The organism is Pantoea dispersa, from assembly GCF_035783935.1.
GTDB lineage: Bacteria > Pseudomonadota > Gammaproteobacteria > Enterobacterales > Enterobacteriaceae > Pantoea > Pantoea dispersa_C.
The window spans coordinates 350,955-365,631 of sequence record NZ_JALKOV010000002.1 but is presented as its reverse complement, the minus strand read 5'-3'; the positions used below and the strand labels follow the sequence as shown (position 1 = coordinate 365,631).

16 protein-coding genes are annotated in these 14,677 nt (G+C 55.9%); 12 read left to right on the top strand and 4 right to left on the bottom strand.

The genetic code is table 11. From position 1 onward, the window contains the following. Positions 1-29: 29 nt before the first annotated feature. From MXF20_RS06640 to MXF20_RS06625, 4 genes are all read left to right on the top strand, one after another. The gene (locus MXF20_RS06640) at positions 30-1,340 is read left to right on the top strand and encodes an MFS transporter (protein ID WP_325968342.1); all 1,311 of its coding nucleotides are present in this window, start codon (positions 30-32) and stop codon (positions 1,338-1,340) included. Between the two features lie 389 nt (positions 1,341-1,729). Then, positions 1,730-3,004 carry a nucleoside permease gene (locus MXF20_RS06635; protein ID WP_325968341.1) on the top strand — a complete coding sequence of 425 codons (1,275 nt, stop codon included), beginning with the start codon at positions 1,730-1,732 and terminating at the stop codon, positions 3,002-3,004. Between the two features lie 11 nt (positions 3,005-3,015). Further along, on the top strand, positions 3,016-4,044 hold the full coding sequence (locus MXF20_RS06630; protein WP_418936837.1) for an ADP-ribosylglycohydrolase family protein: 1,029 nt from the start codon (positions 3,016-3,018) through the stop codon (positions 4,042-4,044). Further along, entirely contained in the window at positions 4,031-5,011 is a 981-nt protein-coding gene (locus tag MXF20_RS06625) for a PfkB family carbohydrate kinase (RefSeq protein WP_325968340.1), read from the top strand. Before MXF20_RS06630 ends, MXF20_RS06625 begins: the two co-directional genes overlap by 14 nt. Here MXF20_RS06625 and MXF20_RS06620 read toward each other — a convergent pair. The 4 genes from MXF20_RS06620 to MXF20_RS06605 form a co-directional block, all read right to left on the bottom strand. Continuing rightward, a complete protein-coding gene (locus MXF20_RS06620) occupies positions 4,998-5,738 on the bottom strand; it encodes a GntR family transcriptional regulator (protein ID WP_325968339.1) in 741 nt (246 codons plus the stop codon). The two genes, MXF20_RS06625 and MXF20_RS06620, sit on opposite strands and share 14 nt — an antisense overlap. Positions 5,739-5,830: 92 nt before the next feature. After that, positions 5,831-6,163: a GFA family protein gene (locus tag MXF20_RS06615; RefSeq protein ID WP_325968492.1), complete on the bottom strand. Its 333-nt coding sequence runs from the start codon at positions 6,161-6,163 to the stop codon at positions 5,831-5,833. A 256-nt stretch (positions 6,164-6,419) separates the two neighbouring features. Beyond that, positions 6,420-6,950 (bottom strand): GNAT family protein, encoded by a 531-nt coding sequence (locus MXF20_RS06610; RefSeq protein WP_325968490.1) that lies wholly within the window; start codon positions 6,948-6,950, stop codon positions 6,420-6,422. A gap of 35 nt (positions 6,951-6,985) precedes the next feature. Then, the gene (locus MXF20_RS06605) at positions 6,986-7,426 is read right to left on the bottom strand and encodes a VOC family protein (protein WP_031279954.1); all 441 of its coding nucleotides are present in this window, start codon (positions 7,424-7,426) and stop codon (positions 6,986-6,988) included. Between the two features lie 269 nt (positions 7,427-7,695). On the opposite strand from MXF20_RS06605, the gene gcvA reads away from it, so the two are divergent. From gcvA to glnQ, 8 genes are all read left to right on the top strand, one after another. Next, a complete protein-coding gene (gene gcvA / locus MXF20_RS06600; protein ID WP_325968338.1) occupies positions 7,696-8,580 on the top strand; it encodes a transcriptional regulator GcvA in 885 nt (294 codons plus the stop codon). Positions 8,581-8,676: 96 nt separating this feature from the next. After that, the gene (locus tag MXF20_RS06595; RefSeq protein WP_325968337.1) at positions 8,677-9,306 is read left to right on the top strand and encodes a LysE family translocator; all 630 of its coding nucleotides are present in this window, start codon (positions 8,677-8,679) and stop codon (positions 9,304-9,306) included. A gap of 180 nt (positions 9,307-9,486) precedes the next feature. Then, positions 9,487-10,344: a MurR/RpiR family transcriptional regulator gene (locus tag MXF20_RS06590; protein WP_325968336.1), complete on the top strand. Its 858-nt coding sequence runs from the start codon at positions 9,487-9,489 to the stop codon at positions 10,342-10,344. Positions 10,345-10,470: 126 nt separating this feature from the next. Continuing rightward, entirely contained in the window at positions 10,471-11,799 is a 1,329-nt protein-coding gene (locus tag MXF20_RS06585) for an aspartate aminotransferase family protein (protein ID WP_325968335.1), read from the top strand. Continuing rightward, positions 11,796-12,350, top strand: coding sequence for a carboxymuconolactone decarboxylase family protein (locus MXF20_RS06580; protein ID WP_325968334.1), 555 nt, complete (start codon positions 11,796-11,798; stop codon positions 12,348-12,350). The genes MXF20_RS06585 and MXF20_RS06580 overlap by 4 nt, the downstream gene beginning before the upstream one ends. A 124-nt stretch (positions 12,351-12,474) precedes the next feature. Next, positions 12,475-13,227 (top strand): glutamine ABC transporter substrate-binding protein GlnH, encoded by a 753-nt coding sequence (gene glnH, locus MXF20_RS06575; protein ID WP_325968333.1) that lies wholly within the window; start codon positions 12,475-12,477, stop codon positions 13,225-13,227. Positions 13,228-13,278: 51 nt separating this feature from the next. Continuing rightward, complete coding sequence (gene glnP, locus MXF20_RS06570) at positions 13,279-13,935, top strand: glutamine ABC transporter permease GlnP (protein WP_325968332.1); 657 nt, start codon at positions 13,279-13,281, stop codon at positions 13,933-13,935. Positions 13,936-13,937: 2 nt separating this feature from the next. After that, on the top strand, positions 13,938-14,660 hold the full coding sequence (gene glnQ, locus MXF20_RS06565; RefSeq protein ID WP_325968489.1) for a glutamine ABC transporter ATP-binding protein GlnQ: 723 nt from the start codon (positions 13,938-13,940) through the stop codon (positions 14,658-14,660). Positions 14,661-14,677 lie beyond the last annotated feature (17 nt).

Sequence of the window (14,677 nt, the reverse complement as noted above, 5' to 3'; positions counted from 1 at the left end):
TAACGGGGTTATTGCGCCCGGAGAACACCATGACTGACGTTTCAACCCGTCCCGCTGCGCTGGCAGCCGAGGACACCGCTTCGATTTATCGCAAAATCACCTGGAAGCTGATTCCGTTTCTCTGCCTGTGTTACCTCGCGGCCTACCTTGATCGCATCAATATCGGCCTGGCCAAACTGCAGATGGCAAGCGATCTGGCGCTGAGCGAAACCGCGTTTGGTCTGGGTGCCGGACTGTTTTTTGTCGGCTATATCCTGTTTGAAGTGCCGAGTAACCTGATCCTGCAGCGGGTTGGTGCCAAAATCTGGATCGCCCGCATCATGATCACCTGGGGATTGCTCTCGACCGCCACGCTGCTGGTGCAAACGCCGACCCAGTTCTACATCATCCGTTTTTTCCTCGGCGCGGCCGAAGCCGGTTTCCTGCCTGGCGTGCTGTTTTACCTCACCAAATGGTTTCCCTCATGGCGCCGCAGCCGCATTATTGCGCTGTTTATGATTGGCCTGCCGCTCTCCAGCCTGATTGGCGGACCGCTTTCCGGCTGGATCATGGGCCATTTTCATGAGGTTTACGGCATGCGCGGCTGGCAGTGGCTGTTTCTGCTGGAAGGCTTGCCCAGCGTACTGTTAGGCGTGCTGACCTTCTGGCTGCTGCCGAACAGCGTCGAGAGCGCCACGTGGCTCAGCAGCAGTGAGAAGCAGGCGGTGCAGCGTGAGCTGGAGCGCGATGAAGGTGACGCCAAAGGCCTGAAACACAGCCTGCGTGATGGTCTGCTGAATATTCGCGTGGTGATGCTCGGCGGCATCGACTTCTCGATTCTGCTCAGCGCTTACGCCATGGGTTTCTGGATGCCGACCTTTATTAAGAATGCCGGCACCACCGATATCACCACCATTGGTTACCTGACGGCGATCCCCAGCCTGGCGGCGTTAATTGGCATGCTGGCGATCGGTGCCAGCTCAGACCGCCTGCGTGAACGCCGCTGGCACATCATCGTTCCGTTTATTATTGGCGCGGCAGCGATGGGCACCAGCACCTTCTTTGCTCATAACGTGGCGATGACCGTGCTGCTGTTCTCGATTGCGCAGGCGATGATTATCGGGGCGGTGCCGGTGTTTTTCAGTCTGCCTGCCACCTTCCTGAAAGGTACGGCGGCAGCGGCGGGCTTTGCGCTGGCCTGTTCGATTGCCAATATCGCCGGGCTGGTGAGCAACTCGGTGATGGGCGTGGCGCTGGATCTCACCGGCAGCAGCAACGGCGCGCTGTGGTTCTTCGCCGTCTGTCTGCTGCTCAGCTCGCTGCTGGTGGTCGCGTTGCCGGCGAAGCTGGTGAACCGGTAGCGAATCCCCTGCGTGTTAGAACCATCGCTGATGGATTGCCATAATAGCGTAATGCCAAATAGTTCAGAACACTGCAATACGCACAAATTCGTAGCGGCGCGATTCATCGCGCAATGAATTGCGCCGCTACGATAAGTGCAATCATTTATGCACAAATTCAAAGGTTAACGGGCAAGGATTTCTCCATTCATGGCGACCGCCTCACAGCCGCAGGATGCAGCTTCGCACCCTCCAGACCGTAACGGCCGCCCGCACCAAATCCTCCTCGCTTATCGTTTATCCATAAGGTAAAAATCTTGTGGGATAGCTCAAACTATCAGCTAAAGGTATTATAAAGGTATCTAAACTGGTGTTAGATTGGTTCTACCAACACCGGGGAGTCTATTTCGATGAAAACTACAATTCCAAAGCTGTCGTTCATGATGTTCTTAGAGTGGTTTATCTGGGGGGCATGGTTCGTGCCGCTGTGGGCGTTTCTCAGCAAAAACGGCTTTTCGCCGGTTGAGATCGCCTGGTGCTACGCCTGTACCTCCATCGCCGCCATCCTGTCACCGATCCTGGTTGGCTCGCTGGCTGACCGTTTTTTTCAGGCACAGAAAGTCCTGTCGCTGCTGACCATCGCCGGCGCGATTCTGATGTTCTTTGCCGCGCAGCAAACCCATTTCGGCAGCTTCTTCCCGCTGCTGCTGCTGTATGCGCTCACGTATATGCCGACCATTGCGCTGACCAACAGTATCGCGTTCTCTCACGTCGGTGACGTGGAGCGCGATTATCCGCGCATCCGCGTGATGGGCACTATCGGCTGGATCGCCTCCGGCATCGCCTGTGGCTTTCTGCCGCCGCTGCTTGGCTTTGGTGATATCTCCGCCAGCAACGTACCGTTGCTAATCACCGCAGCCAGTTCGCTGCTGCTGGGCCTGTTCGCCCTGACCCTGCCAGCCACCGAACCCAAAAGCACCGGCAAGTTCAGCCTGCGCGTGGCGCTCGGCCTCGACGCACTGCACCTGCTGAAAGATCGCAGCTTCCTGGTGTTCTTCGTCTGTTCATTCCTGTTCAGCATGCCGCTGGCGTTCTACTACATTTTTGCTGAGGGCTATCTGACCGAAGTCGGTCTGCCACACGCCACCGGCTGGATGACGCTCGGTCAGGTGTCGGAAATCTTCTTCCTGCTGGCGCTGCCGTTCTTCATTAAACGCTTCGGCATCGGCAAAGTGCTGCTGCTCGGTCTGGTGACCGCCGCGCTGCGCTACGTGTTCTTTGTGTTCGGCGGCGATCAAAACCTGCTGACCTTCGGCCTGCTGTTTATGGGCATTCTGCTGCATGGCGTCAGCTACGACTTCTACTTCATCACCGCCTACATTTACGTGGACAAGAAAGCGCCGGTGGCGATGCGTAACGCTGCGCAGGGCCTGATCACTCTGGCCTGTCAGGGCATTGGCAGCCTGCTGGGTTACCGCCTCGGCGGCTATCTGATGCAGGAGATGTTCGCGTATGACCAGCCGCGCAATGGTCAGACCTTCAACTGGGCGGGGATGTGGATGTTTGGCAGCGTGATGATTGTCATCATTACCATCGCCTTCATCGTCCTGTTCCGCGACGGCAAAAAACGCAGTGATGAATTAACCGCTTTTGAGAACTCAGCAACCGCTGACAGCCATAAATAAGAGATGTAACCATGACGATGACACACCAGGAAAAACGGATTTTGGGCGCATTTTACGGCCAGGCATTGGGCGATGCGATGGGCATGCCATCGGAACTGTGGCCGCGCAGCCGCGTGAAACAGCACTTCGGCTGGATCGATCGCTTCCTGCCCGGCCCGGCAGAAAACAATGCCGCCTGCTACTTTGGCCGGGCGGCTTTTACTGACGACACCTCAATGGCGCTGGCGCTGGCCGATGCCATTATCAGCCACGACGGCGAAATTAATGCGGAAACCATCGGCGCCAATATTCTGCGCTGGGCGGAAGCGTTTGATGCCTTTAACAAAAACGTGCTCGGGCCGACTTCCAAAATCGCCCTCAACGCGCTGAAAAACGGCACGCCGGTGGCGCAGCTGGAAAACAACGGCATGACCAACGGCGCAGCGATGCGCGTGTCGCCGCTGGGCTGCCTGCTGCCGGCACACGACCTGCCGGCCTTTATTGATGCTGTCGCGCTGGCTTCCAGCCCGACGCACAAATCTGACGTGGCGATTGCCGGCGCGACGGCGATTGCCTGGGCGATTTCCCGCGCGATCGACGGTGCCGGCTGGGCGACGATTCGTGATGAGCTGCCGGCGATTGCCCGCGCGGCGCAGGAGCGGCGCGTCACCACTTTCAGTGCGGCGATGGCGGCACGCATCGAACTGGCGTTGCAGGTGGTGGCGCAGGGCAGGGGCACCGAGTCGACCATGCAGCAGATTTATGATCTGGTCGGCACCGGCACCAGCACCATTGAATCAGTACCGGCGGCGATTGCCATGGTGGAACTGGCGGCGACCGATCCCAACCGCTGCGCCATCCTGTGCGCCAATCTCGGCGGCGATACGGACACCATCGGCGCGATGGCGGTTGCTATCTGCGGCGCGCTGCACGGTATCGATGCGATTGATGCGCAGCTCAAAGCCGAACTGGATGCCGCCAACGCGCTGGATTTCACTCACTACAGCCGCGCGTTTGTCCGCTTCCGCCAGCAGCGTGAGGCCGCCTATGCTGACGCCTGACGATCTGGCACGGCTGGCGGGCCGGTTGCCGGTGTGCGTGGTGGGTGCGGCGGTCGTGGATGTGATTGCCGATGCCTGGTCGTTGCCGCATCGTGGCAGCGACATCGAACTGCATCAGCAGGGCGTGAACGTTGGCGGCTGTGCGCTCAACGTCGCCATTGCGCTGCATCGTCTCGGCATTCCATCCATCAATGCGCTGCCGCTGGGCAATGGCATCTGGGCCAGTATCGTGCGGCAAAAGATGGCGGAGTATGGCGTGCAGAGCGTGCTGGAAACCGCGCACGGCGATAATGGCTGGTGCCTGGCACTGGTCGAACCGGATGGCGAACGCACCTTTCTTTCCGTCAGCGGTGTGGAGAACCAGTGGGACGCCGCGCTGCTGCGCACGCTGCCGCAGCCGGCGCAGCGCTGGATCTATCTGTCCGGTTATCAGCTCACCAGTAAAAGCGGCGAGGTGTTGATCGACTGGCTGGAGCAGCAGGCACCGCCGTATCAGCTGCTGGTGGATTTCGGTCCGCGGCTGGCGGACATCGGCGAGGCGCAGTTTGCGCGCATCATGGCGCTGCAGCCACTGATTACAGTGAACAGGCAGGAAGCGGAACTGCTGTGGCACGAACGTCTGCACGCTTCCGAACCCTTCGATGCGCAGCAACTGATGGCGCGCTGGCAGCAGCAGTTTGGTGGCGCGATGGTGGTGAGGCTGGACAGCGAAGGCGCGGGCTATATCGACGCTGAGGCGCAGGGCTGGCAACCCGCGCTGGCGACGACGGTGGTGGATACCATCGGCGCGGGCGACAGCCATGCCGGCGGGTTACTGGCGGGATTAGCGTCCGGCTGGTCGCTGGCGGAGAGCGTGGCGCTTGGCAATGCGGTGGCGTCGTATGTGGTTTCTCAGCGCGGCGGCGACTGTGCGCCCGATCGCGCCACGTTACGCGCTTACTGGCAGCAACGTCTTACTCAGCAATAAACACGTACATATCGCTGCGGCAGTAGCTGATGCTGTACTCCAGCGGATTGCCCTGTGCGTCGAGTGCCAGCTGCTTAATCACCAGCACCGGCACAGTGGCGGGCAGGGCGATTTGCTGCTGTAACGCTTCATCCGGCATACGCGCGCTGACCCGGCTCTGGGATTTCACCGGCAGGATCTGCTGGCGATGAAAATAGTCATACAGCGAAATACCAATCTCATCGGCATCGGCGATGTAGCGTGCCGGCACCCACGACTCTTCAACCGAGACCGCCTGGCGGTCGACATAACGAATACGCTTCAGCAGATAAACATCGCTGCCGGTGGTCAGCCCCAGCTTGTCGGCGATCTCTGCGCTGCAGGCGATTTTGCTTTTATTGATCCACACCGTGTCCGGCTTTTTACCGCGCAGCACCGCCTGCTGCGACAATCCTTTCGGCTCTTTGAGTGAGTATTCAAACTGGCTGCAAATCTGCGTGCCGTAGCCGCGCGAGCGGAACACCACGCCCTCTTTCTCCAGCTCGTCCATGGCTTTGCGCACGGTGATGCGTGAAATATTCAGCGACTGGCTGAACTCGCGCTCGCCCGGCAGAATCTCTTCATGCACCAGCGTGCCATCGCGTACCGCCTCTTTAATCGCGCTGGCAAAGCGCTTGTAAAGCGGGGTGCGGCTCTCTGCCGCCAGCGTGGTAGTCAGCCGCGCAAACAGCGCATTGTGGTCAGTCATAGCGGGCAGGGCACTCACTCGGGTCAGCGGCAGGAACCGCTATAATACTGAATTTTAATGCGGCGCGCAGCCAGCGGCGTTTTGACCAGCCATCATGTCTCTTTATCCTGCTGATACTGAGGCACATCGTCGCGTTCTGTTAGCCACGGCACGGTGTGTGAACACCAGATATAGGAAACCGGCGTCTGAGCCGGATCGTCGTCCAGCGTGGCCACACGCAGAATCACGTGGCTCTGATGAAGTCTTTCAGCCATCAGATGAGAACCGCAGACTGAACAGAAATAACGCAACTTATCCGGGGAAGAGTTAAATGCCGTCAGAAATTCTTCTCCCTGGGTCCACCGGAAATCCTCACGCCGTACGCGCGCGGTGGACGTATAAGCGGCGGCGTGCGCTTTTCTGCAGGTGTGACAGCAGCAATGCATGATGCTGCCCGCCAGGCGATCACATTCGTAGCGCACCCTTTTACAAAGACAACTTCCGTTCATTTTTTTCTCCTGATTCCTGTGCCGGATTATTGCATCAGCTTCAGATGGAGGAGGGGAAACGGCTTTCCCTCACCATCTACGGCAGACCGTCCAGTCGCCTGAATCAATAAGTAATACTCTTCCTTGCTGACTTTGCTAATTGTCACAACGCCTCCCTGTCAGGCTAACGCGATGGATTAGCGCAATGCCTGCGCTAATCGCTGGTCAGCCGCGCATAAAGATATTCATCCCCCCACATCCCTTTGAAAAAAATATTCTGCCGGTAATGTGCTTCACGGCGAAAATTCAGCTTTTCCAGCAGGTTTATGGCGCGACTATTACGGGTGTCTACCACTGCAGTGAGTCGGTGTTTCGCAAACTGCGTGAAAAGCAGGGTAACGATGGCACTCATTGCTTCCAGCGCAAAACCCTGGTTCTGATATCCGGCATCAAATGTCATGCCGAGTTCAGCTTGTCTTCCTCCATCAAAAAAATGAATTCCGATGTCCCCAATCAGCCGGTCACCTTCCTGTTGTGCAACGGCAAGCTGGAACCAGGTGTTATCGCTGTTAAATGGCAGCGCATCCTGCTGCGCATATAATTTCTCAGCGTCCTGCCGGGTAAATTCTTCCCAGCTCTGACAACGAGCAACGTCTGGCAGATTGCGATAGCGCGACAGATGCGGCAAATCAGCCACTGCCAGCTTGCGCAACACCAGGCGTTGAGTATAAATCGGCAACGTCAGCGCCATATGTTCTCCGCTGCCTGCGTGCAGGCACGTTAAAGTAAACCGGGAGCGGTGCGTATTGCTTCCAGCCCGACGCGTTGCCCGAAAGACAGCTCCAGCGTATTTCCATCGGGATCGGCAAAAAATACGTAATATCCCACCGGTTCGCCAGCCTCTTCAGGGGCTTTGCGTAACACGCCTTCGGCGACGGCCATCGCTGTTTTACGATCGATCTCTTCGCGTGATGCGCAGGCAATGCCTAAGTGTCCAAATTTACCCAGTGGCGTATCTGACACGTCATCCGCCTGCACCAGAACCAGCGCGAAGGGACGGGTATGATCGCTCAGCCATGCCACCTTGCGGGCAGCCGGGACGTCAGGTTCACGGGTGTGTATCACCTTCATTCCTGCATAGCGGCGGTAGAAATCCATGCTCTTCTCCAGATCCCTCACCATAAACGCAACGTGGGTAAATCCAACATCGATATCCTTCATCTGCATCCTGTCTCCATTTATTGCCTCCCTGACACGACAAAAACTCAAGCCTGATAAAGGTTAATCGCCATAACGGGTCTTGTAGCTGATCATTTTTTCGTGTGCAGGCGTGGTGCGTGAAACGGTACTCTTTCCGTAAATTTCTATATAACTCAACAGTCTTAAGATAAATGCGGTACAGCATCGCCTGTGATATGCCTATTAATAACGTTGACGGAGTGGAAATAAAAACGATTTAATTTCCGCCTGTTTTTTAGGAAAACTAAACAATGCGAAACAGCCTGCCTTCTCTTAACGCCCTGAAGGCGTTCGAATCCGTTGCCCGGCACCTCAGCATGACCCTTGCAGGCCAGGAGTTGCACGTCACGCCCGGCGCGATCAGCCTGCACATCAGGGAACTGGAACGGCAGCTGGGCCTGTCACTGTTTCAGCGAAACGGACGCAAGCTGGCGCTGACGGCATCCGGTCAGGGCTATTACTACTCGATTGCTTCGGCTTTCAGCCTGATACGTGAAGCCACCGAAACGCTGGTGCAGGAGACCCAAAAAAACACCATCACGCTGGCCTGCACCACCGGATTTGCGACCCACTGGTTACTGCCGCGACTGGCTGATTTTGAACGTGACTGTGCGGATATTGACCTGCGCATCAGCGCCACTTCCCGCATTCAGTCTTTCGCCACGGATGGTATCGACCTGGCCGTACGGCATGGCAACGGTTTCTGTGAGGGTTGCGTGAGTGAGAAGCTGATCGACGACGACTATATTGCAGTCTGCATTCCTGCTGTGGCGCGGCAACTGGGAGAGCCGCCGGCACTTGCCGCACTCGGTCATGTCACGTTACTGCATGATATGCACCGGGAAGACTGGCAGCGCTGGCTCAATGAAGCCGGTGTCGGCCATATTGATAGCCGTAAAGGGCCCTTGTATAGCGATGGCAGCGGGGCATGGCTGGCGATGCTTGCCGGCATGGGCGTAGCGCTGATGCGCAGGCGATTTGTTCAGGCGAACCTGGCATCCGGTGAAGTGGTCGCACCGTTTCCAGATACGCTGAATACCGGACACGCTTACTGGCTTATTACGCCTCACGAAGCGCTGCTGCGTTCTGCCGTGGTAAAGGTAAGAGCCTGGCTTATGCAGCAGTCCACAGAATAGAACAGCGTCCGGTATTTCTTCCTGTTGACAAGAAATAGTAAATTCCTGAGTGAGCCGATATAACAGGGGCAGGACATTTCACCTGCAGAGGATATCATGGCGCTTTCACACGAATTACTGCTGATTTACACCACGTATTTTGTGGCAACCGCCAGCCCCGGTCCGAGCAATATGGCGATCATGGGCACGGCGATGAATAAAGGACGTGGCGCTGCCTTAGCGCTTGCGGGCGGCGTTATCGGCGGCTCAATGCTGTGGGCGCTGCTGGCGGCCTGCGGGGTATTAACCGTGCTGGCGACATTTGCCCAATTGCTGCTGGTGTTGAAAATCGGCGGTGGATTGTATCTGTTGTGGCTGTCATTTAAAGCCGGTAAATCTGCGTTAACCCGAACCGGCTCAGCGGATGCGATTGTCAGTGATGAGCGTATTGCCTATGGCAGGTTATTCCGGCAGGGGATGTTGATGCATGTTGGCAATCCGAAAGCCATTTTAACCTGGGTCGCCATCATGTCAGTTGCTCTTAAACCAGGCGCGGCGGCCGCGACGTTACCGATGATTATTGTCGGCTGTGCAGCAATCTGTGCGACGGTATTCTGTGGTTATGCGCTGATATTTTCCACCGCCGCAATGAACGCGTTTTATCGTCGTATCCGCCGCGGATTGGATGCCCTGTTAGCCTGCTGTTTCGCCATTGCCGGCCTGAAGCTGGTGTTGAGTCGCAACTGAAGACATTTTTTCAATCCAGGGTCGCTGTTGAGGGCGATCCTCATGCACAACGAACAAGCTAAGTGTTTATCATTCTCGCGCCCGGGCTTCAGGCAACCATTCCGCTGTGGTATCCGCGCCTAGAGTCTTGATCTCAAATGTGTTTAGATACCTGAACCTCAAAGCCAGTGAACAGTTGCTATGAACCTTAGGGAAACTATCGTCCGCGAGTTCAATGAATTATCGCCTGAACTACAGCGGGCTGCCGAATTCTCACTGCAAAATACCAATCAACTGGTAGTGCAATCCATGCGCACCTTTGCCCAGCAGGCCGGGGTTAAACCGGCCACGCTGCTGCGCCTGGCAAAACGGCTGGGCTACAACGGCTGGAGTGAACTTAAAGACGCGTTCATCGACGACATCGGTTTGCGCAATGATACCTATGTCTCAAAAGCGGAGAGGCTCGTCGCCGCCGGCACGCAGCCGCAGCTGTATGATGAGATGTTTCAGGCACATCAAACCAACCTTACCTTCACCCAAAACGAAAACCGCCAGACGATGGAACAGGCCGTGACCTTACTGGATGCGGCTGACAATGTTTACATCTGCGGTTTTCGTGCCAGTTTTCCCATTGCCTGGTCGTTATTTTATGTCTATCGGCTATTTAACCGGCAGGTGGCCTTAATTGATGGTCTGGCGAGCAACATCGAAGTCTTTACCCGCGAACTGACGGCGGCGGATTGCCTGTTACTCACCAGTTTTGCCCCTTATTCGCGTGAGTCGCTTGACGTATTACGGGCAGCACAGCAGGCCGGCGCGAAAATCATTACCATCACCGATTCGCCGGTTTCGCCATTAGCGCAGGCCGCAGACTGTGCATTACAGTTCTCGATTGACAGCCCTTCGTTTTTCCCTTCCGTGGTCTCGGGTATGGGCCTGGCGGAATGCCTGCTGGCGATGCTGGTGGCCCGTCATGGCCGTGATGCCGTCAGTAAAATTGAAAATGCCGAACGCTATTTAATCGATTCGGGCGCTTACGTTAATGCCGGAAAATCCTGATCAATGATTCATTTGTATCTGTCATAAGAATATTGAATGCGATTGGATCATTATTGCGTTGACGTGATTCAAATGGATCCTGCAAGATGCGCTTAACAACCTCGCATTTTCAGGAGCAGGACCCGCATGAGCCGAATCATTCACCGCAGTCTGCGCAGCGTGCCCGCCGTGGCTGCGCGCGCGCAGGGGGCATACATTTTTGATGCACAGGGAAAACAGTATCTTGATGCCTGCGGTGGTGCCGCCGTGTCCTGCCTGGGGCACGCTCATCCTGATGTCCTGGCAGCCCTGCATCGTCAGATCGATGAACTGGCTTACGCCCACACCAGTTTCTTCACCAGCGATACCGTTGAACAGCTGGCTGAACAGTTAACGCGCACCGCACCAGGCGATCTCAACTATGCCTATTTCGTCTCCGGCGGTTCCGAAGCGGTTGAAACCGCGCTGAAACTGGCCCGGCAATATTTCGTTGAGATCGGCCAGCCCGCGCGCACCCGCTTCATTGCCCGCCAGCAGAGCTACCACGGTAATACGCTGGGCGCGCTGGCGGTCGGTGGCAACGAATGGCGTCGGCGTCAGTTCGCGCCGCTGTTAATCGACGTCATTCGCGTTTCAGCCTGCAATGAGTATCGCGATCGCCGGGCCGATGAAACCCAGCAGCAGTATACCCAGCGGCTACTGAGCGAACTGGAGCAGGCGATTGTGGATGCGGGCCCGGAGACCATTATTGGCTTCTGCGCCGAGACCGTGGTGGGCGCCACCAGCGGTGCCGTACCGCCGACGCCGGGCTACCTGCAGGGCGTGCGCAGCTTGTGCGACAAATACGGCATTTTGTTTATCGCTGATGAAGTGATGTGCGGAATGGGGCGCACCGGCACACTGCACGCATTTGAGCAGGATAACGTTGTGCCCGATTTAGTCACCATCGCCAAAGGGCTGGGCGGCGGCTATCAGCCGATCGGCGCGGTGCTGGCCAGTGAAAAAATCGTGTCTGCGCTGCAGGCCGGCAGCGGTCTGTTCCAGCATGGCCACACTTATATCTGTCACGCGACAGCCGCTGCAGCTGCACTGGCCGTACAGCAGGTGATTGAGCGCGACAATTTGCTGGACGCGGTTAAACAGCAGGGCGCTTATCTGCATCAGTCGCTGCGTGAAGTACTGGGAGAATCACCGCACGTTGGGGATACACGCGGCCGCGGCCTGTTTGCCGGGGTTGAGCTGGTGCGCGATAAAGCCACGAAAGCGCCGTTTGACCCGGCGCTGAAACTGCATGCGGCGATCAAGGCTAACTGTATGGCACGTGGCCTGCTGGTCTACCCGATGGGTGGCACGCTGGACGGGCAATATGGCGACCACATCCTGATCGCGCCGCCGTTTATCGTCACGCCGGCGCAGCTGGATTTTGTCGTGGATACGCTTAACACCGTGATACGCGAAGAGACCGGCAAATTATGATTAACCGATTACCGCCGCTGGCGGAGCAGGAGTGGGACGAGCAGCAACGTCCATTAGCTGAAGAGATCATCAACGGACCGCGCGGCGCGCTGCTGCCGCCGTTTGAGCCGCTGCTGCGCAGTCCTGAATTGATGGCACACGCGCAGCGCATGGGCGAATACCTGCGCTATCGCAGTGCGCTGGGCCAGCGGTTATCGGAGCTGGCGATTTTACTCACGGCCAGGCATTGGTCACAGCCGGTAGAGTGGGCAATTCATGCACCGATAGCGCGCGAGAAAGGCATTTCGGCCGCCGCAGTGCAGGCTATTAATGAAAAACGTCAGCCCGGGGATTTACAGCCCGATGAGTGGGTGATTTACCAGTTCTGCCAGCAGTTACACCAGCAACAAAAGATCAGTGATGCCACCTGGCAACAAGCCATCGATTTATGGGGCGAGAAAGGCGTGGTGGATTTGATCGGTATCAACGGCTATTACAGTTTTCTCTCGATGATAATGAATGGCGCACAGACGCCAGTACCCTGTACGCAGGATCATCTGCTACCTGCATAAGTAGTCGCTTTAATCCGGGCGCGCCGGATGCGCCCGTTATATCGCAAGCTTACTGATACGTCCGCCGATCTATTTCGCTGGATGACGTTCATTGCACGCTATTTCACTGACGCTGAGGGTTATTATGTCCGCATTATTAAATAAATTAAAGATCACATTAGCATTGATTGCCTGTTCCGCTAGTTGTATCGCTGCGGCACAGGATAAATTAACGGTTGGGGTTGATACGGCATTTGTCCCTTTTGAATTTAAACAAGGTGATAAATACGTTGGCTTTGACATTGATTTATGGGATGCGATTGCGAAAAAGATGAACGTCAGTTACGAATTACATCCGATGGACTTTGGTGGGCTGATTCCGGGCCTGCAATCACGCAATCTGGATGTCGCGATGGCCGGCATTACCATTACCGATGCGCGTAAACAGGTGGTGGATTTCAGTAACGGTTATTATGATGCTGACTTATTAATGGCTGTTAAAAGTAGCGATAACAGCATTAAAAAATTCAGCGATCTGGCCGGAAAAAAAGTCGGACTGAAACAGGGTACTGCCGCAGCCAGCTTTATGAAAAGTCACTACAAGGCCAACTATGTTGAGTTCCCGAATATCGATAATGCCTATCTGGATTTACAGGCTGGCAACCTTGATGCGGTGGTTCATGACTCGCCTAATGTCCTTTACTACGTGAAAACTGCGGGTGATGGCAAAGTGAAAGCCAGCGGTGAAAACGACACTATTCTGCCGCAGCAATATGGCTTTGCCATGCAGAAAAACAGCAGCCTGACGCCGAAGGTCAACGCCGCGCTGCAGGCGCTACGCGCGGATGGGACTTACAGCAAAATCTACGTGAAATGGTTTGCTAAGCAGCCGAAATAATCCTGCCAGGCCGGAGCCCTCCGGCCTCGTTTAGCGTTAACGGGTAAGACTATGAATTTTGACAGTAAATATATTTGGGAGTCGCTGCCAGTATTGCTGCAGGGACTACAGCTGACGTTGATTATTTCGCTGTCAGGTCTGCTGGGTGGTTTTATTATTGGTTTGCTGGCAGGAACCTGCCGTGCCCTGGGTGGCAAAATCGCTAAAACGCTGTCGCTGATTTTTGTCGAGCTTATCCGTGGCACGCCAATAATGGTACAGGTGATGTTTATTTACTTCGCACTGCCAATGGTGTTGCCGATAAGAATAGATCCTGTCACCGCCGCGATCGTGACCATTGTGATTAACTCCGGCGCGTATATTGCTGAAATTACCCGGGGCGCGATTCTTTCCATCAATAAAGGCTTTAAAGAAGCGAGTCTGGCGATGGGCTTATCACAGCGTAGTACGCTGTGGTACGTCATTATGCCTTTGGCGTTACGGCGCATGATTCCGGCTTTAGGTAACCAGTGGATTATCAGTATTAAAGATACCTCACTGTTTATTGTGATTGGCGTGGCAGAGCTGACGCGTCAGGGGCAGGAGATCATTGCAGGTAATTTTCGTGCGCTGGAGGTGTGGACCGCCGTAGCCATGATTTATCTGCTGGTAACGTTGTGTTTGAGCTTTTTGCTGAAGCAGCTGGAAAAGAGGATCCATATTCTATGAGCATGGTTGAATTTAACGCAGTGTCGAAGAATTTCGGCGCCACGCAGGTCCTGCATGATATCAATCTAAAAATTGAAGCGGGCGAGGTAGTGGTGATTATTGGCCCTTCAGGTTCGGGCAAATCAACGCTGTTACGCTGCATCAACAAGCTAGAGGAGATCTCATCCGGTACGCTGCTGGTCGCGGGCATGCACATCACCGATCCGCATGCCCGTGAGTGTGATATCCGCCGCGAAGCCGGCATGGTGTTTCAGCAGTTCCACCTGTTCCCGCATCTGACTGCGCTGGAGAACGTGATGTTCGGCCCGATTCGCGTGCGTCATCAACCTAAAGCTGCGGCGCGCGAACAGGCGCTGGCACTGCTGGAGCGCGTCGGCTTGCGCGAGCGCGCCAATCATTATCCGTCTGAACTTTCGGGCGGCCAGCAACAGCGCGTGGCGATTGCCCGGGCACTGGCGGTTAAACCCAAAATGATACTGTTTGATGAGCCGACTTCCGCGCTGGATCCGGAGTTGCGTCATGAAGTCTTGAAAGTCATGCGCTCGCTGGCCGAAGAGGGCATGACCATGGTGATCGTAACGCATGAGATCGGCTTTGCCCGGGATGTGGCTTCGCGCCTGATCTTTATTGATGGGGGCACCATTGCTGAAGATGGGCCACCTGATATGCTGCTCACTGCCAGCCGTAATCCGCGCCTGAAAGAATTCCTGCAACATGTATCCTGAGAAGAAGTGAAACAACA